Annotated in this window: 22 protein-coding genes and 1 pseudogene; 15 read left to right on the plus strand and 8 right to left on the minus strand. The window is 68.2% G+C overall.

All coding sequences use genetic code 11. The features are described from left to right. Positions 1 to 50: 50 nt before the first annotated feature. Complete coding sequence (locus FHS23_RS23520) at positions 51 to 182, minus strand: hypothetical protein (protein WP_281372358.1); 132 nt, start codon at positions 180 to 182, stop codon at positions 51 to 53. A gap of 56 nt (positions 183 to 238) precedes the next feature. Here FHS23_RS23520 and FHS23_RS23110 point away from each other — a divergent pair. From FHS23_RS23110 to FHS23_RS23120, 3 genes and pseudogenes are all read left to right on the plus strand, one after another. Further along, a pseudogene (locus FHS23_RS23110) lies at positions 239 to 436 on the plus strand (NAD(P)-dependent oxidoreductase); the annotation flags it as partial. Further along, on the plus strand, positions 422 to 895 hold the full coding sequence (locus tag FHS23_RS23115; RefSeq protein WP_246381819.1) for an aldehyde dehydrogenase family protein: 474 nt from the start codon (positions 422 to 424) through the stop codon (positions 893 to 895). The pseudogene FHS23_RS23110 and the gene FHS23_RS23115, both read left to right, overlap by 15 nt. After that, positions 892 to 1,089 (plus strand): hypothetical protein, encoded by a 198-nt coding sequence (locus FHS23_RS23120; RefSeq protein ID WP_246381365.1) that lies wholly within the window; start codon positions 892 to 894, stop codon positions 1,087 to 1,089. The genes FHS23_RS23115 and FHS23_RS23120 overlap by 4 nt, the downstream gene beginning before the upstream one ends. 69 nt (positions 1,090 to 1,158) lie before the next feature. Here FHS23_RS23120 and FHS23_RS07455 read toward each other — a convergent pair whose 3' ends face one another. The 3 genes from FHS23_RS07455 to FHS23_RS07465 all read right to left on the minus strand — a co-directional run bounded on the left by FHS23_RS07455 (position 1,159) and on the right by FHS23_RS07465 (position 4,017). Further along, positions 1,159 to 2,370, minus strand: a complete 1,212-nt coding sequence (locus FHS23_RS07455) for a cytochrome P450 (protein WP_183649830.1) — start codon at positions 2,368 to 2,370, stop codon at positions 1,159 to 1,161. A 318-nt stretch (positions 2,371 to 2,688) separates the two neighbouring features. Further along, complete coding sequence (locus FHS23_RS07460) at positions 2,689 to 3,054, minus strand: DUF488 domain-containing protein (RefSeq protein WP_183649833.1); 366 nt, start codon at positions 3,052 to 3,054, stop codon at positions 2,689 to 2,691. Between the two features lie 75 nt (positions 3,055 to 3,129). Beyond that, positions 3,130 to 4,017, minus strand: a complete 888-nt coding sequence (locus FHS23_RS07465) for a LysR substrate-binding domain-containing protein (protein WP_183649836.1) — start codon at positions 4,015 to 4,017, stop codon at positions 3,130 to 3,132. 166 nt (positions 4,018 to 4,183) lie between these two features. Between FHS23_RS07465 and FHS23_RS07470 the strand changes: the two genes are divergently transcribed. From FHS23_RS07470 to FHS23_RS07490, 5 genes are all read left to right on the plus strand, one after another. Next, a complete protein-coding gene (locus FHS23_RS07470; RefSeq protein ID WP_183649838.1) occupies positions 4,184 to 4,786 on the plus strand; it encodes a hypothetical protein in 603 nt (200 codons plus the stop codon). A gap of 170 nt (positions 4,787 to 4,956) precedes the next feature. Further along, positions 4,957 to 5,952, plus strand: coding sequence for a hypothetical protein (locus FHS23_RS07475; protein ID WP_183649841.1), 996 nt, complete (start codon positions 4,957 to 4,959; stop codon positions 5,950 to 5,952). 174 nt (positions 5,953 to 6,126) lie between these two features. After that, complete coding sequence (locus FHS23_RS07480; RefSeq protein ID WP_183649845.1) at positions 6,127 to 8,001, plus strand: calcineurin-like phosphoesterase C-terminal domain-containing protein; 1,875 nt, start codon at positions 6,127 to 6,129, stop codon at positions 7,999 to 8,001. Between the two features lie 306 nt (positions 8,002 to 8,307). Continuing rightward, positions 8,308 to 8,802 carry a DUF4383 domain-containing protein gene (locus FHS23_RS07485; RefSeq protein ID WP_183649848.1) on the plus strand — a complete coding sequence of 165 codons (495 nt, stop codon included), beginning with the start codon at positions 8,308 to 8,310 and terminating at the stop codon, positions 8,800 to 8,802. Positions 8,803 to 9,970: 1,168 nt separating this feature from the next. After that, complete coding sequence (locus tag FHS23_RS07490; RefSeq protein WP_183649851.1) at positions 9,971 to 11,008, plus strand: fatty acid desaturase family protein; 1,038 nt, start codon at positions 9,971 to 9,973, stop codon at positions 11,006 to 11,008. A gap of 13 nt (positions 11,009 to 11,021) precedes the next feature. On the opposite strand, the gene FHS23_RS07495 is transcribed toward FHS23_RS07490, so the two are convergent. After that, a complete protein-coding gene (locus FHS23_RS07495; RefSeq protein ID WP_183649856.1) occupies positions 11,022 to 11,447 on the minus strand; it encodes a DUF6292 family protein in 426 nt (141 codons plus the stop codon). A 362-nt stretch (positions 11,448 to 11,809) separates the two neighbouring features. Between FHS23_RS07495 and FHS23_RS07500 the strand changes: the two genes are divergently transcribed. The 3 genes from FHS23_RS07500 (at position 11,810) to FHS23_RS07510 (ending at position 13,529) form a co-directional block, all read left to right on the plus strand. Then, positions 11,810 to 12,331, plus strand: coding sequence for a DUF5994 family protein (locus tag FHS23_RS07500; RefSeq protein WP_183649859.1), 522 nt, complete (start codon positions 11,810 to 11,812; stop codon positions 12,329 to 12,331). Between the two features lie 65 nt (positions 12,332 to 12,396). Continuing rightward, positions 12,397 to 13,002 (plus strand): GNAT family N-acetyltransferase, encoded by a 606-nt coding sequence (locus tag FHS23_RS07505; RefSeq protein ID WP_183649862.1) that lies wholly within the window; start codon positions 12,397 to 12,399, stop codon positions 13,000 to 13,002. Between the two features lie 101 nt (positions 13,003 to 13,103). Next, entirely contained in the window at positions 13,104 to 13,529 is a 426-nt protein-coding gene (locus FHS23_RS07510) for a nitroreductase family deazaflavin-dependent oxidoreductase (RefSeq protein ID WP_183649865.1), read from the plus strand. Between the two features lie 27 nt (positions 13,530 to 13,556). On the opposite strand, the gene FHS23_RS07515 is transcribed toward FHS23_RS07510, so the two are convergent. From FHS23_RS07515 to paaI, 3 genes are read right to left on the minus strand one after another with little or no spacing between them, the layout of a single operon-like run. Beyond that, entirely contained in the window at positions 13,557 to 14,174 is a 618-nt protein-coding gene (locus FHS23_RS07515; protein ID WP_183649867.1) for a TetR/AcrR family transcriptional regulator, read from the minus strand. Between the two features lie 22 nt (positions 14,175 to 14,196). Continuing rightward, positions 14,197 to 15,543 carry a phenylacetate--CoA ligase PaaK gene (gene paaK / locus FHS23_RS07520; RefSeq protein WP_183649872.1) on the minus strand — a complete coding sequence of 449 codons (1,347 nt, stop codon included), beginning with the start codon at positions 15,541 to 15,543 and terminating at the stop codon, positions 14,197 to 14,199. Positions 15,544 to 15,556: 13 nt separating this feature from the next. Next, positions 15,557 to 15,946 carry a hydroxyphenylacetyl-CoA thioesterase PaaI gene (gene paaI, locus FHS23_RS07525; RefSeq protein ID WP_183649875.1) on the minus strand — a complete coding sequence of 130 codons (390 nt, stop codon included), beginning with the start codon at positions 15,944 to 15,946 and terminating at the stop codon, positions 15,557 to 15,559. A 337-nt stretch (positions 15,947 to 16,283) separates the two neighbouring features. Between paaI and FHS23_RS07530 the strand changes: the two genes are divergently transcribed. From FHS23_RS07530 to paaB, 4 genes are all read left to right on the plus strand, one after another. Then, positions 16,284 to 17,153 (plus strand): 3-hydroxyacyl-CoA dehydrogenase family protein, encoded by an 870-nt coding sequence (locus tag FHS23_RS07530; protein WP_183649878.1) that lies wholly within the window; start codon positions 16,284 to 16,286, stop codon positions 17,151 to 17,153. Between the two features lie 132 nt (positions 17,154 to 17,285). Beyond that, positions 17,286 to 19,349 (plus strand): phenylacetic acid degradation bifunctional protein PaaZ, encoded by a 2,064-nt coding sequence (gene paaZ, locus FHS23_RS07535; RefSeq protein WP_183649881.1) that lies wholly within the window; start codon positions 17,286 to 17,288, stop codon positions 19,347 to 19,349. Continuing rightward, positions 19,346 to 20,323: a 1,2-phenylacetyl-CoA epoxidase subunit PaaA gene (paaA, locus tag FHS23_RS07540; RefSeq protein WP_183649884.1), complete on the plus strand. Its 978-nt coding sequence runs from the start codon at positions 19,346 to 19,348 to the stop codon at positions 20,321 to 20,323. Before paaZ ends, paaA begins: the two co-directional genes overlap by 4 nt. Then, the gene (paaB, locus tag FHS23_RS07545) at positions 20,320 to 20,604 is read left to right on the plus strand and encodes a 1,2-phenylacetyl-CoA epoxidase subunit PaaB (protein WP_183649888.1); all 285 of its coding nucleotides are present in this window, start codon (positions 20,320 to 20,322) and stop codon (positions 20,602 to 20,604) included. Before paaA ends, paaB begins: the two co-directional genes overlap by 4 nt. Positions 20,605 to 20,635 lie beyond the last annotated feature (31 nt).

Below are 20,635 nucleotides of genomic sequence, written 5' to 3' on the forward strand. Positions count from 1 at the left end.
CCCACCACGCCGCGGATCGCCGCACGACGGGCTCGTCGATGTGGTCTGTGTCAGGTGACGGCGGGCGTGACGTGGAACAGGAGGCCTGCCACGGCTCCGCCGAGCAGCGGTCCGGCGATCGGGATCCAGCTGTACGACCGGTCGGCTCCCTCGCGACGTCCCATGGGCAACAGCGCGTACACGATGCGCGATCGGACTCGTCGGACTAGGGCAGATCGGGTTCGCGGTCGCGAAGCGGCTGGCGCCGTTCGGTTTCACCGTGCTGGCCCACGACCCCTACGCTGACGCCGACACGGCCGACGCACACGGTGTCTGACTGTCCGAGTTGGACGAACTGCCCGGTGCGGCCGATGCGGTGTCGTTGCATGCGCCGTTGACCGCCGAGACCAGCAAGCTCCTCGGCGCGGCGGCCTTCGAACGGATGCGCAGGGGAGCGTTCCTGGTGAACACCTCCCGCGGCGGCCTCGTCGACCAGGACGCACTCGCCGACGCGGTTGGCTTCACCGGGTCGACCGGTGGCGGTCGGGCGCTGTACGACCTGGCCGTCGGACGGGAGAACCCGATCCCGTTCTACGGGGAGCTCGGCAGCATCAACCCGGTCGTCGTCACCGAGGCCGTGGTCGCCGCGCGTGGCCGCGAGGTCGCCGAGGGACTGGCCGGTTCGTTCCGGCTCGGCACCGGACAGTTCTGCACGAAGCCCGGCGTGGTTCTCGTGCCCGCCGATTCCGGCTTCGACACGCAGGTCGCCGATGCCGTGCGGCCGTCGGAACCCGCGCCGATGCTCACCGCGCGGATGCGGGACGCCTTCCAGGCCGGTATCGCCGCGCTGTCGGAGGTGCCCGGCGTGCGTGAACTGGTGAAGGCCGAGCCGCGTGGCCGACCGGTGTGGCCGTGACCTGGTCGCAGCATCACGGCGGTCCGTGGCCGGCGACCACCGACGCGCTCCACACGTCCGTGGGAGCCTCGGCGATCCGGAGGTTCCTGCGCCCGGTGACCTACCAGGACGTTCCGGACGAGCTGCTTCCCGAGGAGTTGCGGGACGGCAATCCGCTCGGCATTCCCCGGCGCGTCGACGGCGCCGTGACCTGAGCGTCCTGCCGGGTCCCGCCGCCTCGCGTCGGGACCCGGCAGCTCGAGCCGGCGATACGGCGTCGGACGTCACGCCGGTGCGCGGTCGATCCAGAGCTGCGTCGGGGCCCGGGTGAACACGCCCGCCTCGGCAGGCGCACCGTCGGCGAACCGCACCGTGGGCATGGCGTCGAGCAGCATGTCCACGCCGACCTCGATCTCGGTCTTCGCCAGCATGGCCCCGACACAGAAGTGCCTGCCGAGGCAGAACGCGAGGTGGTCGGCGGCCGCGGAGAAGGCCTTGGTGGTCGACAGGTCGTCGCGGAAGAGGTCGAACGTCTCCGGGTCGGCGTAGTGCTGCTCGTCCCGGCCCGCCGCACCGATCAGACACGTCACCGTGCTGCCCGCGGGCACGACTCCGCCCGACAGTTCGACGTCCTCGCTGGGCTGGCGCATGATCATGTGGACCGGCGGGGAAAACCGCAGCGTCTCCGCGAAGGCGGCGCCGATCAGTGAGCGGTCCGCCCGCACTGCCTCGAGTTGTTCGGGATGCTCGAGCAGGTTCTTCATCAGGCTGGCGATCGCCTTGTCCGTCGTCTCGCCCCCTGCCGTCAGCAGCAGACTGCAGAACGCCTTGATCTCCTCGTCGGACATCCGCTGGCCGTCGATCTCGGCGGCACACAACGTCGACAGCAGGTCGTCGCCCGGATTCTTCCTGCGCTCCCGGATGATCGGGATCATGTACGCGGCGAATTCCTCCTTGGTGCGCATTCCCTCGGCCATCACGTCCGGGTCCTGCGTCAAATTGGACAGAAACGCCATGATCGACGTGTACCACCCGTGGAACTTGCCGTGATCGCTCTTCGGAAGCCCGAGCATGTCGACGATCACGTTGATCGGAAACCGGGTGGCGAACGCCTCGACGAGGTCGACCGGGTTCCTGTCGCGCAGCCCGTCGATCAGTTCCCGGCTGTTGCGTTCGATGACCGGCAGGAACTTCGTTTCCAGTTCGTTGCCGCGGAACGCCGAGGAAACCAGCGCCCGGTGCGTCGCGTGCTCGCGGCCGTTCATCTGCAGAATGGTGCGGCCGTGGACCGGTTCGAGCTGCCAATCGTAGTTGTCACTGGTGAAAACCGGGTCCCGGAAGGCCTTCTCGACGTCGTCGTAGCGCGAGATGATGTAACTCTGCATTCCCTCGTGCCAGATCAGCGGGTGCTCTTTCCGCATGGTTCTGTAGAACGGGTACGGATTCTCGGCGAACGCCGCCGACAGGATGTCCGGCGCCTCGTGCAGAGCAGTCATCGTGAGCGATCTCCTTCGATCCGAACCGGCCGACCAGCAGCGACTGGTCGGACAGGCGATGAACGGCTCGCCCCCGGCGCTGCCGGCACCGGTCAGGGCCCCGCCGTTCGCGTCGTCCTCCGTCCGCGACCACGGAAAACCGCGGCCACGTTGCGTGAACTGCGTCACACGACGAGCAGTATTGGTTCCAGTCGAATTCATGTCAAGGATTCGCATGGAATGGAACCGGCCATGCACACGAATGCGCTTCGGGTTCACCGGCTGGGTCGGGACGGACCGCGTCCACGGCCTGCGGTGGTGTCACCGTGTGGCGACCGGTCACGCGTCCTCTGTCAGCAGGTCGGCCAGCACCTGCGCGTGACTGTGGGCGACATCCTTGGTGGCCGTCAGGAGGGTGAGCCGCCCGGCGTCGGCGCGTTCGCGTAGCCGCCGCGCGGCCTCGGCGGCGTCGCCGGACGTCAGTTCCCGCCGGTAGCGGCGACGGAACTCGGCGAACCTCTCGGGATCGTGCCCGTACCACTTCCTGAGGTCGGTGGACGGCGCGACCGCCTTGGCCCACTCGTCCAGTCCGGTGGACTCCTTCTTCACTCCGCGTGGCCACACGCGGTCGACCAGCACTCGGTCGCCGTCGTCGTCCCGTGGGTCCTCGTAGATCCGTCGTACCTGAACGGCCCTGTCCGCCATGCCTTCGACCTCCTCGAATCGGGGCTTCCCGCGTTCACGGTGCCGCACCTGCCGACTACCCGGCGCGCCGTGCGGTCATGACGTCGGCAGTGACGACACCACCTGCCGCAGAGCCCCGACCAGCGGCGACGTGTCGGCCATCCGGGTGCACAGCGAGATCGGGCAGGGCTCGGCGTCGGAGACCGGCACGAAGACGACGTCGGGATGGCCGTGACTCGCGGGTACGAAGCCGCCGGTGATGCAGACGGCCTGCTCCGCGGCGACCGTTTCGAGCAGCTCGTCCATGGTGCGCACCGACGGGCCGTACCGCACGGGTGCGCCGCTGGGTCGTGGGTCGCAGGCCCACCAGTGCACCCACTCGGGGTCGGCGTCGTCGGTCACGTGGGTCTCGTCGTCGAGGTCGGCGAGGGTGACGGCGTCGCGCGTGGCCAGCCGGTGCGTGGCGGGAAGCGCCACGACGCGGGGTTCGCGGTCCACGACGTCGAGGCGCAGGCCCGTGGTGTCCGAGATCGGTGGCCGCACGAGCGAGGCGTCGACGTGGCCGTCGCGCACCGCCGAGGCCTGTCGGGGCCACGGTAGCTCCACGCGCTCGACCGACATGTCGGGAGCCCGGTGACGCAGCTCCGCGATGATGTCGCGTGCGCGGGGACCCGCCGAGGCGGTCACGAAGCCGAGGCGGAGCGTGGTGGCGAGTTGTCGCCGGTACGCCTCGACCGCGGCCACGGCGCGATCGGCCGCGTCCAGTGACCGCCGTGCCTCGGGCAGAAACCGCTGCCCGGCCGGCGTGGGGCGGATCGGGTGGGCGGTGCGGTCGACGAGCTCGGTTCCGAGGGTGCGTTCGAGCTTGCGTACCTGCTGACTCAACGCCGGCGTGCTGACGTACAGCTTCTCCGCCGCCCGGCCGAAATGTCCCTCGTCGAGGACGGCGACGAGGTAGCGCACCAGATGCAGGTTGATGTCCACGGCTGGCCCTTCCGCAACAACCGACCGGCTTTCCCGAATGCCGCAGGTCGGTTTTCTGACCTGCTGCGTTAATCGGACAGTTTATACACCGGACGGGATTTGTCATGGACGCTCACCGACGGCGATCCAAGGATGGCAACCACCTGGACCGACTCGACGAGGAGTGATGGTGAGCCGCTACGAGCACGATTTCACGCACATGTTCGCGGGCTTGGAGAAGCAGATCGCCGAGACCGACAACCCCCGCCATCGGGCGATCCTGAAGAACTACCGCCTCCACGGCCTGTTGGAGGTCTCCGGGCGGTACGAGGAGTTGCTCTCGCCCACGATGACCGTCGAACACCCGCACTACCGCATTCACGAGGGCGGACAGTCGATCATTCTCGACGGCATGGCCGAGGTCAGGGCGTTCTACCGATCGCTGGTGGAGGCGAACGCCCTGGTGATGTGGGTGGCCGAACAGGACATCGCCGTCAACGACCACGGGTTCTCCGGGGAGGTCGTGTTCAACGAGTTCGTACCTGCGCCGATGCTCGAAGGCAGCGCGTTCGGCAACATCCAGGCCGGCGAGGATCCGAGCGAGATCTACCTGCTCAAGCGCACCCTCGCGTTCGTGTGGCCCTACGACGAACAATGCCGGATGATCGGCGAACACGTCTACGAGGACGCCGCCTCCCGCGAGATCAGCAAGCCGGACCCCGCCGACGTCATCACGGCGGAACGCGCCGCGGAACTGCTCGCCCCCGAGATCGACAAGGAACTTCCCTGACAGGACGGTTCCGTACCGCGGACAGGCCCCACGGGTCGGATCGGTCGCCTTCCACGCGGTGACCACCACGGTGCCACGCGCACCACCGATGCTGCCCGGACCGTCTCCGCATGCGTGTCTTGACGGGTCGGCAAAGATGTGTTGACCCCTGGCATGCGGAGGTGGGTGGGGTGTGGCGACGACGACGTGCGATCAGGTCCGCCGCCGCGGCCGCAGGCCTGGGCAGGGTCCTGCGGATCCACAGGGAGCGTAGGGCGGGCGGCGTCGAGACCGCCCTGTGGACGATCGGCGTCGTGTCCGTCGCTCCCGCGGGAATCGCCGCGACCGTGATGGCCTCGGAGCAGTCGGCGACGCGGCAGTTTCCGCTGTTCGGGTCGTTCCTCGTGCTGCTCGCGGTGTTCGGGTGGACGCACTTCGGGCCCGTGCACGGCGGTCGACATTGGATCGCGGTCGCGGAGCGCGGTCTGGTGGTCTGGTCCGGCTCGGGCGTCGAAACGACCGCCTGGCACGGCGTCGAACCGCGCGATGTGACGGCGATGTCCAGCCCGATCGATCTGGCGGCGACCATCGACCTGCGGGCGCCGGTCGCAGTCTGGACACGTGGCCGGTTCGTCGACCTCTGCCTCGCCTGCCTCGTCGTGTTGGGCGGGATCGGGTTCACGGGTGTGCCGGTACTCCGCTACGCCCTCGGCGCGCAAGTGCCCACCGAGCTGGACCACCTCGCACGGATCTGCGACGGCGGCCCGGCCTTCGACGTGCCCGAGTACACCGGACGCGGTCCTCACCCGGTAGCCGTGTTCGAGGGCGAGTCGCGCGAATACGCGCTGAACGATCGGCGTCCCGAGGCCGTACAGCTCGTCGGGTGTGCGCGCCGCATCGTCGAACCTCGCGTCGACACGGTGCGCAAGTGCGAGTACTCCGGAGGTCACGTCCGGGAACTGCGCGAGGCGCGGTATCGGGTCGACGTCTACACGGCGAGGGGCGGCGACCGGGTGACGTCCGTGGTGGTTCGCGGTGATTCACCGCGAGACTGCGCCGAAATGATCTTCCCGGAGTCGGACGACGAGCCCGGCAGTCGGCCCGAGTATCGGACTCCGAGTTCGGAGCGGTATCGCGCCCGTCTGGCGGCGTTGATCGACAACCCTGCAAGGACGACCATCGGGTGAATTTCCCGCGCAGCCCGCGACGGTGCCACATGGTGGTTCGAGACCTCTCGGTCGATGGTCGTCCCTTTCATTCGTGTTCGCCGGTTGTGCGGAATCCGTTCAGGCTCGTCCGGAATGGTTGCTCTTCGCCGGTCCTCGGGCCGGTCAACGCCCCCGACCATCGGAGTGCAACGCATGTTCAGATCCGCTGCAGGAGAACGTAGAAGGGTTCGCGCGCTGGTCGCGACGTGTTCGGCCGTCGCGGTCGCCGCGACGTCGGCCGCCGTCCTCGCCCCGGCCGCGGGTGCGCAACAGAAGCAGGTCGACGACGGTGTCTATCGCGGCCAGGTCGAGGTGGTGCCCGCGTCGGAAGGATCCGCCGAGCAGCACGTCCTGACGGGCAGGGTCTTCGTCGACGACAACGAGGACTCGAGCGCCGACGACGGTGAGCGTGGCCTGGCGGGTGTCGCCGTGTCGAACGGACGCGACGTCGTCACGACCGACGACCAGGGCCGCTACCGGCTGCCCGCGTTCGACAACATGACGGTCTTCATCACCCAGCCGAACGGCTATCAGGTGCCGGTCGACGAGTACAACGTTCCGCAGTTCCACTACAACCACCTGCCGGAAGGCTCGCCCGACCTGAAGTACGGCGGCATCGAGCCCACCGGCCCGTTGCCGTCGGCGGTCAACTTCCCGGTGGCGGAGAATGCCGCCACCGCGGCCGACGAGCAGAGCTGCATCATGGCCGGCGACCTGCAGACCTACAACAGCACCCAAGTCGACTACGCCCGCAAGGGTGCGATCAACGACATGGCGCAGCGGGACGACTACGCGAGCTGCGGTTCGCTGTTCGTCGGGGACGTCGTCGGTGACGACCTGTCGCTCTACCCCGACGTCAAGGAACTCACCAAGCAGACCAACGGCCCGGCGCGGTTCCTGCCCGGCAACCACGACCTCGACTTCGACGCCGCGACGTCTGCGCACTCGTTCGACACCTTCCGCGCGCAGCTGGCCCCGACCTACTACTCCTACGACGTCGGCAATGTCCATTTCGTCGCGCTCAACACGGTCGAATACCCGTGCAGGCCGAACGAGGACAACCTCGACGGCATCGGCTCCCAGTGCGACGACCCCGAGGGCGACCCGAGCTACAACGGTTCGATGAGCGACCGGCAGCTCGCATGGCTCGAACGCGACCTCGAGCGGGTTCCCAAGGACAAGCTCGTCGTCGTCGCCAGTCACATCGGCCTGGTCAACTACAACGACCAGTCCAGCGCGGTGCATCAGACCGACCAGGCCGGTGAGGTGTACGAACTGCTGAAGGGCCGCAAGGCCGTCGCCGTGTCCGGCCACAGTCACACGATCGAGAACATGAAGAAGGGCGATTCGGCCCAGGGGTGGAAGGACACCCTCGGCCTCGACAAGCTGCCGTTCCCGCACATCACGGCGGGCGCCATCTCCGGCGACTGGTACTCCGGCGAGGTCACCGAGGACGGCTACCCGACGGCGATCGGCAAGGACGGCGGCCGGCCCGGCCTGCTCACACTGGACGTCGACGGCTCGAAGTTCCAGGAGCGCTACACGGTCACGGGCGAGGAAGACACGGTGCAGACACAGCTCGGCATCAACAGCCCGACCTACCGCGAATGGTCCGAGGAACGGGCCGAGTGGAACGAGAACCCGCAGGGCGAGGCGCCGGAGCTCGAGGAGCCGCTCGTCGTCGACTCCGGCGACCTGGCCGGTCGCACCTGGCTGACCACCGATTTCTGGATGGGTGCCAGTGGCTCGTCGGTGACGGTGGCTCTCGACGGTGGCCCGGCGAAGAAGGCCACGCGGACCCAGGAGATGAAGGGCGAGGCGAAGCGCAACGGCCCCGAGTGGTCCGACCCCTACGCCGTCTCCCAGCAGCTCGTGCACGGCGGCAGCATCGCCGACTCGTCGATGCACCTGTGGCGTTATGAGCTGCCCACCGGCCTGGAACCCGGTGAGCACACCGCCGAGGTGACCGCCACCGATTCGTACGGCCGCGAGTTCACCGACTCGCTGACCTTCGAGGTAGCCAAGTAACGCGGCGTCGTCACTCGAGCCCCCGGTCGGCGCTGCACGCGCCGACCGGGGGCTCTGTCGCTTACGCACCGTATTACTTCTGGAAGCCTTCGAAGTATGTCCTTCCGTATGCGGTGAGCCTGCGGTACACCCGCTCGTCGAGCGGGTCAGGTTGTCGTTCGACGGCGTGTGGTGACGCGCGCACATGGGTAGTCGAGAGCCAAGTGGCTGGATTCACGACACGAGCTCGGAAGCCTATTAGAAGCTGAGCGTCACATTTGGCCGACGAGCTGGGCAGGCAGAACAGGTTTCGTCGAAAGGTCGATCATGGACAGGACAGGCGCCCGCTCTGGAATATCAAGCCATCCGGTCCGGCTGGCCGCGACGGCGGTTTCCGGTGTATTCCTACTGGTCGGTATCCTTGGATTCATTCCCGGGGTTACCACGGAGTACGACGGGATGACCTTTGCTGGACACGAATCCACGGCGATGCTGTTGGGTGTATTCCACGTCTCGATACTGCACAACATCGTACACTTGCTCTTCGGGATAGTCGGTTTCGCGCTTGCGCGGTCAGCCGGTGGCGCCAGGGCGTTCCTTGTCGGTGGAGGTGTTATTTATCTGGTCCTGTGGATCTACGGCCTCGTCATCGACATGGACAGTGTCGCCAACTTTGTTCCCTTGAACACGGCTGACAATTGGCTGCACTTCTTCTTGGGTATTGGAATGATTGCGCTCGGTGTTCTGTTGTGGCGCTCGGGCTCCTCTGTCCGTGCGGGTTCACGCAGTGGTCGTGCACACGGTGGGCAGCACGGAGCATAGAGAGCCCGCAGCTCGCCGTGATTTCGACCGAGAACGTTCGGAATACCGTCTGTAAGTGTTGGCTTGAACGAATACAACTATATGTAGGAGAATGAAATGCTGACTATGTTGCGCCAGAAGGGGATCACTTCGGGTCACATGTTCACTGCCGGGATGATCTCAATCGGACTAAGCGTGGCCAGCTGGGCCGCATCTCTGAATGCGGCAGAGTCCACCGCACGCGCGGACCGGTGGGGGATATTTGTCGGCGAGTGGGCGCCCAGCTTTTTCGCCCTGGGGGTGGCGCTGCGCATCGAGGAGACCCAAGAGTCGAAAAGGTCTCGGTAATCCCTCCGTTGGCGCCGTGACTGCTTCTCTCCGGGTGAACGGAGAAGTCGTTCCCGTGGCGGTCGCGTCTTAGTGCAGCTGACTTGAAGGATCAGATGAATCCGTGCTTCATCTCGCCGGCAGGTCAGCGGTGGCCTGCCGGGCGAACATGGCGGCGACCACGTCGAGCTGCCGACCTGGTCGTCATCGCGAGATGTTCGGCAGTCAGCTGCACAGGGACAGCGACATCGCTTGGTCAGCGACCGCGGGGGCGCCGCCTCGTAGCCGGGTCGCCAGGCCGGTCGCTCCTACAGTAAAGGCAGTGAACCCCCATCCTCGTGCTGCCGGTGGCTCCCGGCTGTCGGGTCATGCCTATTCAGTCGCGACGGCGACGTGTAGCCTGGGGAAGTGGCGGGCCCTCCGTGCACAGCCGGCGGCTGTGATCAACGTCGACCGTGTGGACGACACCGGTCAACCGACGCTGTTTCGAACAAACGCTGTGATTGACGCAGAGATACGCGACCTGCCCTGAACCTACTTATTCGAACGGACCTCGCTTTCGCACGGATACCGCTTCCGAACGGACACCGCTTCGAAGCGACGAGTCGAGTTCGCTCATCGGCGTACGCACTCGCGTACACGCCTCAGAACCGGCGACGCCAGCCCGTCGCCCTCAAGGAGTTCCCATGTCCACCGCTCACGTTCACCCACGTGTATCCGGTACCGACGTCGCACCCGTGGTGTTCAGCCACGTGCCGACCCAGCCCCCGACGGCCGCGCCGGTCACGCCCGCGGCGGCCGACCGCGCGCGCTGCATCGCGTTTTCCTCCGCTCCCTCGGCGTTCGGGGGCGAGCTCCTCCGATGACCGATTCCGTCGAAGCTCCCGCGAAGACCGGCGGTGAGTACGCGGCTCTGCTCCACGAGGTGCGGGAGGCGGGCCTCCTGCGCCGCCGGTATGGCTACTACGCACTTCGAATCTCCGCCAACCTGCTGGTGCTCGCCGGCGCCTGGGTGGCGTTCGCCTTCCTCGGCGACAGCTGGTGGCAGCTGGGTATCGCCGCCGTGCTGGCCGTCGTGTTCGCCCAGCTGGCCTTCATCGGTCACGATGCCGGGCACAAACAGATCTTCCGCACCCGCAAGCCGAACGACGTCATCGGCACTGCGCACGGGGGACTCGTCGGGATGAGTTACCGCTGGTGGGTCAGCGGGCACAACCGTCACCACGCGAACCCCAACCACGAGGACCACGATCCGGACCTCGACATCTCCGCGCTGGCGTTCACCAGCAAACAGGCCCGGCTCAAACACGGTTTCCTGCGCTGGATGGCCAAGCACCAGGCATGGCTGTTCTTCCCGCTGCTTTGCCTGGAAGGACTGAACCTGCACTACAACGGGATGAAGGCCGTGTGGCAGGGCAAGACGAAGGGCCGCAAGGTCGAAGGCGTCCTGCTCACCGCGCACCTGGCGGGCTATCTGACCGCCGTGTTCATCGTGTTGTCGCCGGGAATCGCGGTGCTGTTCATCGCGGTGCACCAGATGCTGTGGGGCATCTACATGGGATGCTCGTTCGCCCCCAATCACAAGGGAATGCCGACGATGACCGGCCAGTCGGTCGACTTCCTGCGCAAACAGGTGCTCACGTCCCGGAACGTGCGGGGCGGCTGGTTCACGGACTTCCTGCTCGGCGGGTTGAACTACCAGATCGAGCACCACCTGTTCCCGAACATGCCGCGCCCGCACCTGCGGAGGGCGCAGCCCATCGTGCGCCGCTTCTGCGACGACCACGGCATCCCGTACAGCCAGACCGGGTTGATCCGGTCGTACCGGCACGTGCTGGAACATCTGCACGAGATGGGTGCCCCGCTGCGCGCGGCCGACCGGGCCCGCGCAGCCGCCTAGCGGCGACGGGTTCTCAGTCCGGCGCGTAGTCGGCGAGACGAAGGGCGAGGGCGTGTCGGTCGACCGCCTTCGCCCCCGTCTGCTGTCGGGGCTCCATGGGCAGCGAAGGTCCGGCCAGGATTCCCCTGACCCAGCGGGCGACCGTGCGTGGCGATGGAACCGGTTCGTCGCTCAGCCGCGCGATCACGACCGGGCGTTCGGCGGGGTTCGTCTCGACCGCGACCGACCACCCGGCGCGCTCGTCCCAGATCAGCATCAGATCACGGCCCGGCCACGACGGCCTGCGCGTGGACAAGCCGAGATACGCGGTGGCGGTGTCGCTGATCTCAAAGCTCATGCCCTCGGCCGGGACATCCAGTTCGTCGGCGACCGCACGGATGTAGCCGTCCAGGGCGCGTCGTAATGCCGGGGTGCTGTCGACGTCCAGGTCGGTGTCCATGTGAGCCTCGATCCTCCGGGGCTTCCACTGCGTATCGCTGCTGCGTATCAGTTCCTGGCCGCCAGGGCGTACATCCGAGGGACGCCCGCCCCGGCAGAGACGCCGCCCGGCCTCCGCGATCGCACGGCCGGGAGCACGCGGCACAGGCAGAGGGAAGTCAGAGCCGCGCTGCGCAGTCTCGTGCGGTAACCGTTCTTGACGACATTACGCCATCCGACAAGGAAAAGCAGGCCCACCGTGGAGGCTGCGCGAGCGCGTAAACTGGGAAGTGCCGACGGCATTTCGCACGCGAGTAACCAAGCCCGCGTCGCCGAGGGCGAAACATCACGTCGGCCGCATCGCGGCCGGGACGGAGTATCGACATGACGTCGATCCCGCGCACACTCACCATCGACACACCAACCTCCGTTGCCCCTTCCGCACCACCCGGGAATGCGCGGCTGCGGGTCAAGTCCGAACAGGGCACCACGGGACACGTCGACGGCGCGTGGTGGCCCTGCTCCCGCGACCTCACCGCGGAACTTCCGGAACTGCTCGAGGCGATGGGAACACCGTGGGGCCCGTGGGAGCGGGTGACGTACAACCTGACGACGTGGGAACCCGTCGCGCGCAAGCTCGTCGTCGACGGCGAACGGATCCGGGTCGAGGGATTCCACTCCCAGCCGCCGGAGACCGTGACCGTCATCGGCGGGCAGGGGCGTGGCCGGGTGACGTTGCTCGTGGTGCCGCCCGAGGCCGCTCCCGTATCGGCGCGCGCATCGCTGACCGCGGCGTCGCAGGCCGGCAACACGGACGGTGTCGACAGGCTGCTCGGGTTCGTCGGCACGGCCGACATGGCGGCATCGACGCAGCGCTGGGAGCTGGACGGCGGGACGGTCCGATGAACATCACGCGCGCAACCCGGCGGCCGGACACGGGCCCGGCCGCCGTGGTCGACGAGGAGCTCCGTATGACGGCGCGCGATCGGAACACCGGGCGGCCACGGCCCGTCCTGATCACATCCAGACTGGTGTTGCGCGGCTGGCACGTCGCGGATGCGCCCGACGCGTTGGCGATCTACCAGCACGCGTCGGTCACCCGCTGGCTCAGTCCGGCCATGGCGAGAGTGCCGGATCGAGCGGCCATGCGGCGACTGTTGCAGCAGTGGATCGCTGAGACCGCCTGCCTCGACGTGGCTGCCGGGCACTGGGCCATCGAACGGCGCAGCGACGGCCGCGTCATCGGCGGAGCGTCGATCCTGCCGCTCCCGCCGGGCAACGACGACCTGGAGATCGGCTGGCAGCTGCATCCCGAAGTCTGGGGCCGCGGTTACGCGGGCGAGGCGGGCTACGCGCTCGCGAGCCGGGCGTTCTCCCACGATGTGGATGAGCTGTACGCGGTCGTGCGACCCGACAACACCCGAGCCGCCGCGAGCGTGCGCCGCAACGGCATGCAGTGGGTCGGCGAGACCGACAAGTACTTCGGGATGACCCTGCAGGTGTTCCGCCTGCGCCCGGCCGACCTGGAGCGTACGGCGCCGCTAGGAGACCTGCCCCCCGCCTATCGGGACGACTGACGGCGACACCGCCACCGCGCCCGCGGATCTTCGTCCGGCGCGACGGCCGTCGTTGCCGGACGATGGACGAGGGCAAGCGACGACACACGCAGGAGGACGGCATGAACGACGCCGCGGACTTCAACCGCAGGACCATCGAGGAGTTCCGTGCCAATCACGGCAAGGTCGGCGGCCCGTTCGAAGGAGCACCGCTGCTGTTGCTGCACACCCTCGGTGCCCGCAGCGGCAAACAGCGGGTCAACCCGATGATGTACCTGACCGACGGCGACCGCTATCTCGTGTTCGCGTCCAAGGCGGGCGCCGACTCCCACCCGGACTGGTACTGGAATCTGCGCGCCAACCCCAGTGCGCGGATCGAGGTCGGCGACATCGACCTGGACGTCGAAGCCACCGACCTCGACGAGCCCGAACGGACCGAGAAGTACCGCATCCAGGCCGAGCGTTACCCCGGCTTCGCAGAGTACGAGCAGCGGACCGATCGGGTGATCCCCGTCGTCGCGCTCAGCCCCATCGGCCAGATCCCCTGACCGGCGCGGGCGCAGCCGGCCTGCGCGTCAGCCGTCGCGGCGGACGCGCAGGCCGTCGAACGCCACGGTGGCGACGGCGTCGGCCAGCGTGGCGGCGTCGACGCCACCGCGCGGCCGGTACCACTCGACGAGCGAGTTCACCATGCCGAACAGCAGCCGGGCCGACGTCGCAGGGTCCACGTCGGGCCGCAGGTCGCCGTCGGCCGCCGCCTTGCTGACCAGGTCCGCCACGATCTGATCGAACTCACGCCTGCGCGCCAGTGCCGCCTTCTCCACCTTCGTGTTCCCGCGGATGCGCAGCAGCAGCGTGACGAACGGCAGCTGTTCCACCAGGACACCGACACTGGCCCGCACGAGCCGTTCGAGCTTGTCGATCGCGGGGCCGTCGACCGCTTCCAGCCGGTCCACCTCCGCGAACAGCCCGTCGAGCGCACGGCCCACGGCCAGCTGCAGCAGTTCGTCCTTGCTGCGCACGTGGTGATAGATCGCCGACTTCGTGATCCCGAGCTTGCGCGACAGGTCCTCCATGCTGGTGCCGTCGTAGCCACGCTCGTTGAACAGCTTGACCGCGACCATCAGCAGGGACTCGAGGTCGTAACCGGGCCTGCCGCGCCGGGTACGGGTCGCCGTGGGTGGTTCGGTCATGGCCACATCATCGCAGCTCGGATCACTGCGGCGGCCGCTGGTCGACCACCCGGCGGAGCTTGCCGACCGAGCGTTCGAGCGACTCCGGATCGACGACCTCCACGCCGACGGTCACCCCGACGCCGTCTTTGACCCGCTCGGCCACCTCGCTCGACGCGGCCCGCCTGCGTTCCTGCGGCGCGTCGGGATCCGCTTCGACGAGCACCGTCAGGTGGTCCATGCGGTCCTGCCGGGTGAGTCGGAGCTGGAAGTGCGGCGCGAGGCCGTCGGTGCCGAGGACGATCTCCTCGATCTGCGTGGGGAACACGTTCACGCCGCGCAGGATGATCATGTCGTCGCTGCGGCCCGTCACCTTGTCCATCCGCCGGTACGCGGGTCGCGCGGTGCCGGGGCGCAGCGCCGTGAGGTCACGCGTGCGGTAGCGGATGATCGGCAGCGCCTGCTTGGTGAGCGAGGTGAACACCAGCTCCCCCGTGACGCCGTCGGCGAGCACCGTGTCCTCGAGCGGGTCGACGACCTCGGGATAGAAGTGGTCCTCCCAGATGTGGAGTCCGTCCTTGGTCTCGACGCACTCCTGCGCCACACCGGGTCCCATCACTTCGGACAGTCCGTAGATGTCGACCGCGTGCAGGTTCATGCGCTCCTCGAGCTCGCGGCGCATGTGCTCGGTCCACGGTTCGGCACCGAAGATGCCGACCTGCAGGGACGTCGAGCGCGGATCGATGCCCTGGCGCTCGAACTCGTCGAGCAGCGTGAGCATGTACGACGGCGTCACCATGATGACCTCGGGGCGGAAATCGGTGATGAGCTGCACCTGCCGTGCCGTCATGCCGCCGGAGGCCGGGACGACGGTGCAGCCGAGCTTCTCGGCGCCGTAGTGCGCGCCGAGCCCACCGGTGAACAGGCCGTAGCCGTAGGAGACGTGGACCTTGTGGCCGGGGCGGCCCCCCGCAGCGAAGATGGACCGGGCCATGACGCCCGCCCAGTTGTCGATGTCGGTCGCGGTGTAGCCGACGACCGTCGGCTTGCCCGTGGTGCCGCTCGAGGCGTGGATCCGGCTGACCTCGCTCTCGGGGACGGCGAACATGCCGAACGGGTAGGCGTCACGCAGGTCCTGTTTGGTCGTGTACGGGAACTTCGCAAGGTCGGCCAGCTCCCGGCAGTCGTCCGGGTGCACGCCTGCTTCGTCGAACTTGCGGCGGTAGAGCGGAACGTTCTCGTAAGCGTGCCGCAGTGTCCATTGCAGACGTTCGAGCTGCAGCGCGCGGAGCTCGTCGATGCTCAGCCGCTCCGCCGCCGACAGGTCGTCGAGCGCGGGCGCCGAGCCCCGCCGCCGCGTGTTCGGCACCTCGTTGTGCGTGGTGGTCATGGTCGCGGGCTCCTCAGGACGTGATCTGACCGACTGTTCTGCTGCGGCCGCGGAACTCGGCGACGACCTCGCGCCCCGCGGTCGTCTCGCGGTGCACGGTGACGTCGTAGATCCCGTTGCGGCCGTACCGGGTGCGCTCGACGGCCTCGGCCACGAGCTCGTCGCCGAGTCTCGCGCTGGTGACGAACGAGATCTCGGCGCCCGAGGCGACGGTGACGGGGCCGTGACTGTTGCACGCGGCGGCGAACGTCGTGTCCGCCAACAGGAACAGGTATCCGCCGTGTGCGATGCCGTGGCCGTTCACCATCTGCTCGGTGATCCGCATGGTGGCGACGGCGTTCCCGTCGACGGCGTGGGAGACGTCGATGCCGAGCGCGGCCGAGGCGGTGTCGGATTCCAGCATGGTGCGCGAAGCGTTGCTGACCTGCGCTGCCGAGGCAGCCGTTACCGAGTCGTCCGCCGCTCGACCGGCTGGTGCCGCGCCGCCTGGCAGCGCGTCGTCCGGCACCTGGCCGTCCGTCGTGGGCACGTGTGCCGCCGGATGGGACACGAGGTTTCACCGCCTTGCCTGTTCGCCGGGGCTCGCCGCCCACAGCATGCCGGCCGACGTGCTCGCCGACCGGTTTGCTCTCCGAGCCGGTCGATCGCTGACCGGTGTTGCTAACTGACCGAATGGACGGTAATGAATTCGCTTGACGAGTAAAGGCCAGCGCGAGAACCGATGTCAAGAGGAGAATCCCATGAACGAGGCGTCCGTGCCCACCGGTCCGAAGGTCGTCGGCGTGATCGGCGGTGGCCGGATGGGAGCGGGGATCGCGCAGGTCTTCGCGGCTCTCGGGGCCCGGGTCGTGGTCGTCGAGAGCGGCGAAGAGGCGGCCCTGGACGCGCGGCGGCGAGTCGCGGACGGGCTGGCGAAAGCCGCCGACCGGGGCAAGCTCGCCGATCCGCCCGAGACGGTGTTGGAGCGGGTTGCCGTAGCCGGTGCCGTCGACGACCTGCCCGCTCATGCCGAGCTCGTGGTCGAAGCAGTACCGGAACGGCCCGAGTCGAAGGTCGAGGTGCTCACGCGGGCCGAAGCTGTGGTCGGTGACGAAACGGTGCTCGCCAGCAACACGAGTTCGCTGTCCATAACCGAACTCGGCGCTCCGTTGAACCGGCCGGAGCGCTTTCTCGGCATGCACTTCTTCAACCCCGTGCCCGCGTCCGAGTTGGTCGAGGTGGTCACGCCGTCGGCGGTCGCCGGGGACGCCGTGGAACGGGTGCGCGGCTGGGTTCGGGCCCTCGGAAAGACCGACGTCGTGGTGCGCGACTCGCCGGGATTCGCGACGAGCAGGCTCGGCGTGATGCTCGGGCTCGAGGCCATTCGGATGCTCGAGGAAGGTGTCGCCGACGCCGAGGCCATCGACAACGCGATGGAGCTGGGATACCGCCACCCGATGGGCCCGCTGCGCTCGACCGACCTCGTGGGCCTCGACGTACGGCTCGCGATCGCCGAGCACCTGCATTCGACGCTCGGGGAGCGGTTCGCGCCGCCGCAGCTGTTGCGGGACAAGGTCGCGGCGGGGGAGCTCGGGCGCAAGGTGGGCACGGGGTTCCACGACTGGAGCTGAGGCCCGGCCGATTCGTGGTCTTGTCGCCCGGCGCGGCGCACGCTAGCATTATTTCCCGACCGTTCGGTTAGTAATTACACGAGTGCCGGACCCGCCGGACCGCCGGGCTCGTGGTCGAGAGAGCGAGGATCGATGGGCAACGGAGCCGATTCGCACGAGGACGGGCGTCCCGGCGTTCTGCGCAGCTATGTCGGCGGACGCTGGCAGCGTGGCGGGGGTGACGGCGCGCCGGTGTGCGACGCCGTGACGGGTGCCGAGGTGGCCCGGGTGTCGTCGGACGGCATCGACATGGCCGCCGCGCTCGACCACGGCCGCCGGACGGGCGGTCCCGCGTTGCGTCAGCTGACGTTCCACCAGCGCGCCGCACTGCTCAAAGCACTGGGGTCGCACCTGCGTGAGCACCGCGACGAGCTCTACGCGCTGTCCACCCGCACCGGCGCCACACGTGGTGACTCGAAGTTCGATGTGGACGGTGGGATCGGCGTGCTGCTCGCATACGCGAGCAAGGGCAAACGCGAACTGCCGAACGACACCGTGTACGTCGACGGCGACGTCGAACCGCTCAGCAAGGGCGGCACCTTCGTCGCGCGGCACGTCGCCACGCCGTTGCGGGGCGTGGCCGTGCAGATCAACGCGTTCAACTTCCCGGTCTGGGGGCCGCTGGAGAAGCTTGCGCCCGCCTTCCTCGCCGGAATGCCGAGTCTGATCAAGCCCGCGAGCCAGACCGCTTATCTCACCGAGAAGCTCGTCGAGCTGATCGTCGAATCGGGAATCCTGCCCGAAGGATCCGTCCAGCTCGTCTGCGGCGGTGCGGGTGACCTGCTCGACCACGTCACCGAACAGGACGTCGTGTCGTTCACCGGCTCGGCCGACACGGCGCGAAAGCTCCGCGCCCACCCGGCGATCGTCCGCAACTCGGTGCGATTCAACGCCGAGGCCGACTCGCTGAACTGTTCGATCCTCGGTCCGGACGCCACACCGGGCACCGCCGAGTTCGACCTCTATGTCGACCAGCTCGTCACCGAGATGACTGTCAAGGCTGGGCAGAAGTGCACCGCGATCCGCCGTGCCTTCGTGCCCGCGGCGCTGCTCGACGACGTCGCCGAGGCCGCGCGGCAGCGGCTCGCGAACGTGACCGTCGGCGATCCGGCGAGCGCCGACATGGGTGCGCTGGCCAGCCTGGAACAGCGTGAGGAGGTGCGCCGCAGCCTCAAGGCGCTGCAGGGCGCGGCGACCGTCGTGTTCGGTGACCCCGAGAACGTCGAGGTCACCGGTGCCGACGCCGAGCGCGGCGCGTTCCTCTCGCCCGTACTGCTCTCCGGTGACCCGGAACGGGCCGAACCCCACGAGGTCGAGGCGTTCGGCCCCGTGTCGACGCTGCTGCCCTACACCTCCGCCGAACAGGTCGTCGACTTCGCAGCCCGCGGCAAGGGCAGCCTCGCCGGATCGGTCGTGACCGGTGACAAGGACTTCGCACGCGACGTCGTGCTGGGTGCGGCCCCCTGGCATGGCAGGCTGCTGGTGCTCGACGCCGACGACGCGCGCGAATCGACCGGGCACGGCTCACCGATGCCGCAGCTCGTCCACGGCGGTCCGGGACGCGCCGGCGGCGGCGAGGAGCTGGGCGGCATCCGGGGCGTGTTGCACCACATGCAGCGCACGGCCGTCCAGGGCAGCCCGGCCGTGCTCGCGGCGGTCACCGGCCGCTGGACCCCTGGCGCCCCGCGGACGACGACGGACGTGCACCCGTTCCGCAAGTCCCTCGCCGAACTGCGCGTGGGCGATGCGGTGGTCGCCGGTCCGCGCACCGTCACCGCCGAGGACGTCGCACACTTCGCCGAGTTCACGGGCGACACGTTCTACGCCCACACCGACGAGGCCGCGGCCGCGGAGAACCCGCTGTTCGGCGGCATCGTCGCGCACGGCTACCTCGTCGTGTCGCTGGCCGCGGGACTGTTCGTGTCGCCGGAGCCGGGGCCCGTGCTCGCCAACTACGGCCTGGAGAACCTGCGCTTCCTCACGCCGGTCAAGCCCGGCGACTCGTTGACGGTGACGTTGACCTGCAAGCAGATCACCCCGCGCGAGAACGCCGACTACGGCGAGGTGTGCTGGGACGCCGACGTGACCAACGCCGACGGCGACTCGGTCGCCAAGTACGACGTGCTCACCCTCGTAGCGAAGGAGGCTGCGGCATGACCGCCACGGAACCGGCGCCGTCCGAAGCGGACTCGGAGCGGCACTTCGAGCGGTACTTCGAGGACGTGATCGCCAGGGACCAGCGGATCGAACCACGCGACTGGCTGCCCGAGGCGTACCGCAAGACGATGATCCGGCAGATCGCGCAGCACGCGCACTCGGAGATCATCGGCATGCAGCCGGAGGGAAACTGGATCACGCGGGCCCCGTCGTTGCGGCGCAAGGCGATCCTGCTTGCGAAGGTGCAGGACGAGGCGGGCCACGGGCTGTACCTGTACTCGGCGGCGGAGACGCTCGGCGGTGACCGTGACGACCTCACCGAGAAGCTGATCAGCGGGCGGCAGAAGTACTCGTCGATCTTCAACTACCCGACGCTGTCGTTCGCCGACGTCGGCGTGATCGGCTGGCTGGTGGACGGTGCGGCGATCTGCAACCAGGTGCCGCTGTGCCGCAGCAGTTACGGGCCGTACGCCCGCGCGATGATCCGCATCTGCAAGGAGGAATCGTTCCACCAGCGGCAGGGCTACGAGCTGCTGATGACGATGATGACCGGCACCGAAGCGCAGCGGGAGATGGTGCAGGACGCGGTGAATCGGTACTGGTGGCCGTCGCTGATGATGTTCGGCCCGCCCGACGACGATTCGCCCAACACGGCGCAGTCGATGGCGTGGAAGATCAAGCGCCACACCAACGACGAGCTGCGGCAGCGGTTCGTCGACATGACCGTGCCGCAGGCCGAGGCGCTCGGCGTGACACTGCCCGACCCGGACCTGTCGTGGAACGCCGACCGTGGGCATTACGACTTCGGCGCCATCGACTGGGACGAGCTCAAGCAGGTCATCTCCGGCGGCGGGCCGTGCAACACCGAGCGGGTGGAGCGCCGTCGTGCGGCGCACGAGGACGGCGCGTGGGTGCGCGAGGCCGCGGCCGCGCACGCGCGGAAACAGCAGCAGCGGAAGGAGGTCGCGGCATGACGGGCGAATGGCCGCTGTACGAGGTGTTCGTACGAGGAAAGCGGGGACTCAACCACGTGCACGTCGGGTCGCTACGGGCCGCCGACGACGACATGGCCCTGCACAACGCCCGTGACCTGTATACGAGGCGCAACGAGGGCGTGAGCATCTGGGTCGTCAAGGCCGCGGACATCGCCGCGTCCAGTCCGGACGAGAAGGACCCGTTCTTCGCCCCGTCCGGTGACAAGGTCTACCGGCACCCGACCTTCTACGACATCCCGGAGAACGTCCCGCACATGTAGGTCGCCGGGGCGGAGGTCCGCCTCACGAACG

The organism is Prauserella isguenensis, assembly GCF_014191605.1.
Taxonomy (GTDB): domain Bacteria; phylum Actinomycetota; class Actinomycetes; order Mycobacteriales; family Pseudonocardiaceae; genus Prauserella; species Prauserella isguenensis.

What these genes read in the sequence shown, in the direction of transcription:
- FHS23_RS23115 (WP_246381819.1), top strand. Translation starts at nt 422, where the DNA reads ATGCGCAGGGGAGCGTTCCTGGTGAACACCTCCCGCGGCGGCCTCGTC.
- FHS23_RS07455 (WP_183649830.1), bottom strand. Translation starts at nt 2,370, where the DNA reads ATGACTGCTCTGCACGAGGCGCCGGACATCCTGTCGGCGGCGTTCGCC.
- FHS23_RS07460 (WP_183649833.1), bottom strand. Translation starts at nt 3,054, where the DNA reads ATGGCGGACAGGGCCGTTCAGGTACGACGGATCTACGAGGACCCACGG.
- FHS23_RS07470 (WP_183649838.1), top strand. Translation starts at nt 4,184, where the DNA reads ATGGTGAGCCGCTACGAGCACGATTTCACGCACATGTTCGCGGGCTTG.
- FHS23_RS07480 (WP_183649845.1), top strand. Translation starts at nt 6,127, where the DNA reads ATGTTCAGATCCGCTGCAGGAGAACGTAGAAGGGTTCGCGCGCTGGTC.
- FHS23_RS07485 (WP_183649848.1), top strand. Translation starts at nt 8,308, where the DNA reads ATGGACAGGACAGGCGCCCGCTCTGGAATATCAAGCCATCCGGTCCGG.
- FHS23_RS07490 (WP_183649851.1), top strand. Translation starts at nt 9,971, where the DNA reads ATGACCGATTCCGTCGAAGCTCCCGCGAAGACCGGCGGTGAGTACGCG.
- FHS23_RS07495 (WP_183649856.1), bottom strand. Translation starts at nt 11,447, where the DNA reads ATGGACACCGACCTGGACGTCGACAGCACCCCGGCATTACGACGCGCC.
- FHS23_RS07500 (WP_183649859.1), top strand. Translation starts at nt 11,810, where the DNA reads ATGACGTCGATCCCGCGCACACTCACCATCGACACACCAACCTCCGTT.
- FHS23_RS07505 (WP_183649862.1), top strand. Translation starts at nt 12,397, where the DNA reads ATGACGGCGCGCGATCGGAACACCGGGCGGCCACGGCCCGTCCTGATC.
- FHS23_RS07510 (WP_183649865.1), top strand. Translation starts at nt 13,104, where the DNA reads ATGAACGACGCCGCGGACTTCAACCGCAGGACCATCGAGGAGTTCCGT.
- FHS23_RS07515 (WP_183649867.1), bottom strand. Translation starts at nt 14,174, where the DNA reads ATGACCGAACCACCCACGGCGACCCGTACCCGGCGCGGCAGGCCCGGT.
- paaK (WP_183649872.1), bottom strand. Translation starts at nt 15,543, where the DNA reads ATGACCACCACGCACAACGAGGTGCCGAACACGCGGCGGCGGGGCTCG.
- paaI (WP_183649875.1), bottom strand. Translation starts at nt 15,946, where the DNA reads ATGCTGGAATCCGACACCGCCTCGGCCGCGCTCGGCATCGACGTCTCC.
- FHS23_RS07530 (WP_183649878.1), top strand. Translation starts at nt 16,284, where the DNA reads ATGAACGAGGCGTCCGTGCCCACCGGTCCGAAGGTCGTCGGCGTGATC.
- paaZ (WP_183649881.1), top strand. Translation starts at nt 17,286, where the DNA reads ATGGGCAACGGAGCCGATTCGCACGAGGACGGGCGTCCCGGCGTTCTG.
- paaA (WP_183649884.1), top strand. Translation starts at nt 19,346, where the DNA reads ATGACCGCCACGGAACCGGCGCCGTCCGAAGCGGACTCGGAGCGGCAC.
- paaB (WP_183649888.1), top strand. Translation starts at nt 20,320, where the DNA reads ATGACGGGCGAATGGCCGCTGTACGAGGTGTTCGTACGAGGAAAGCGG.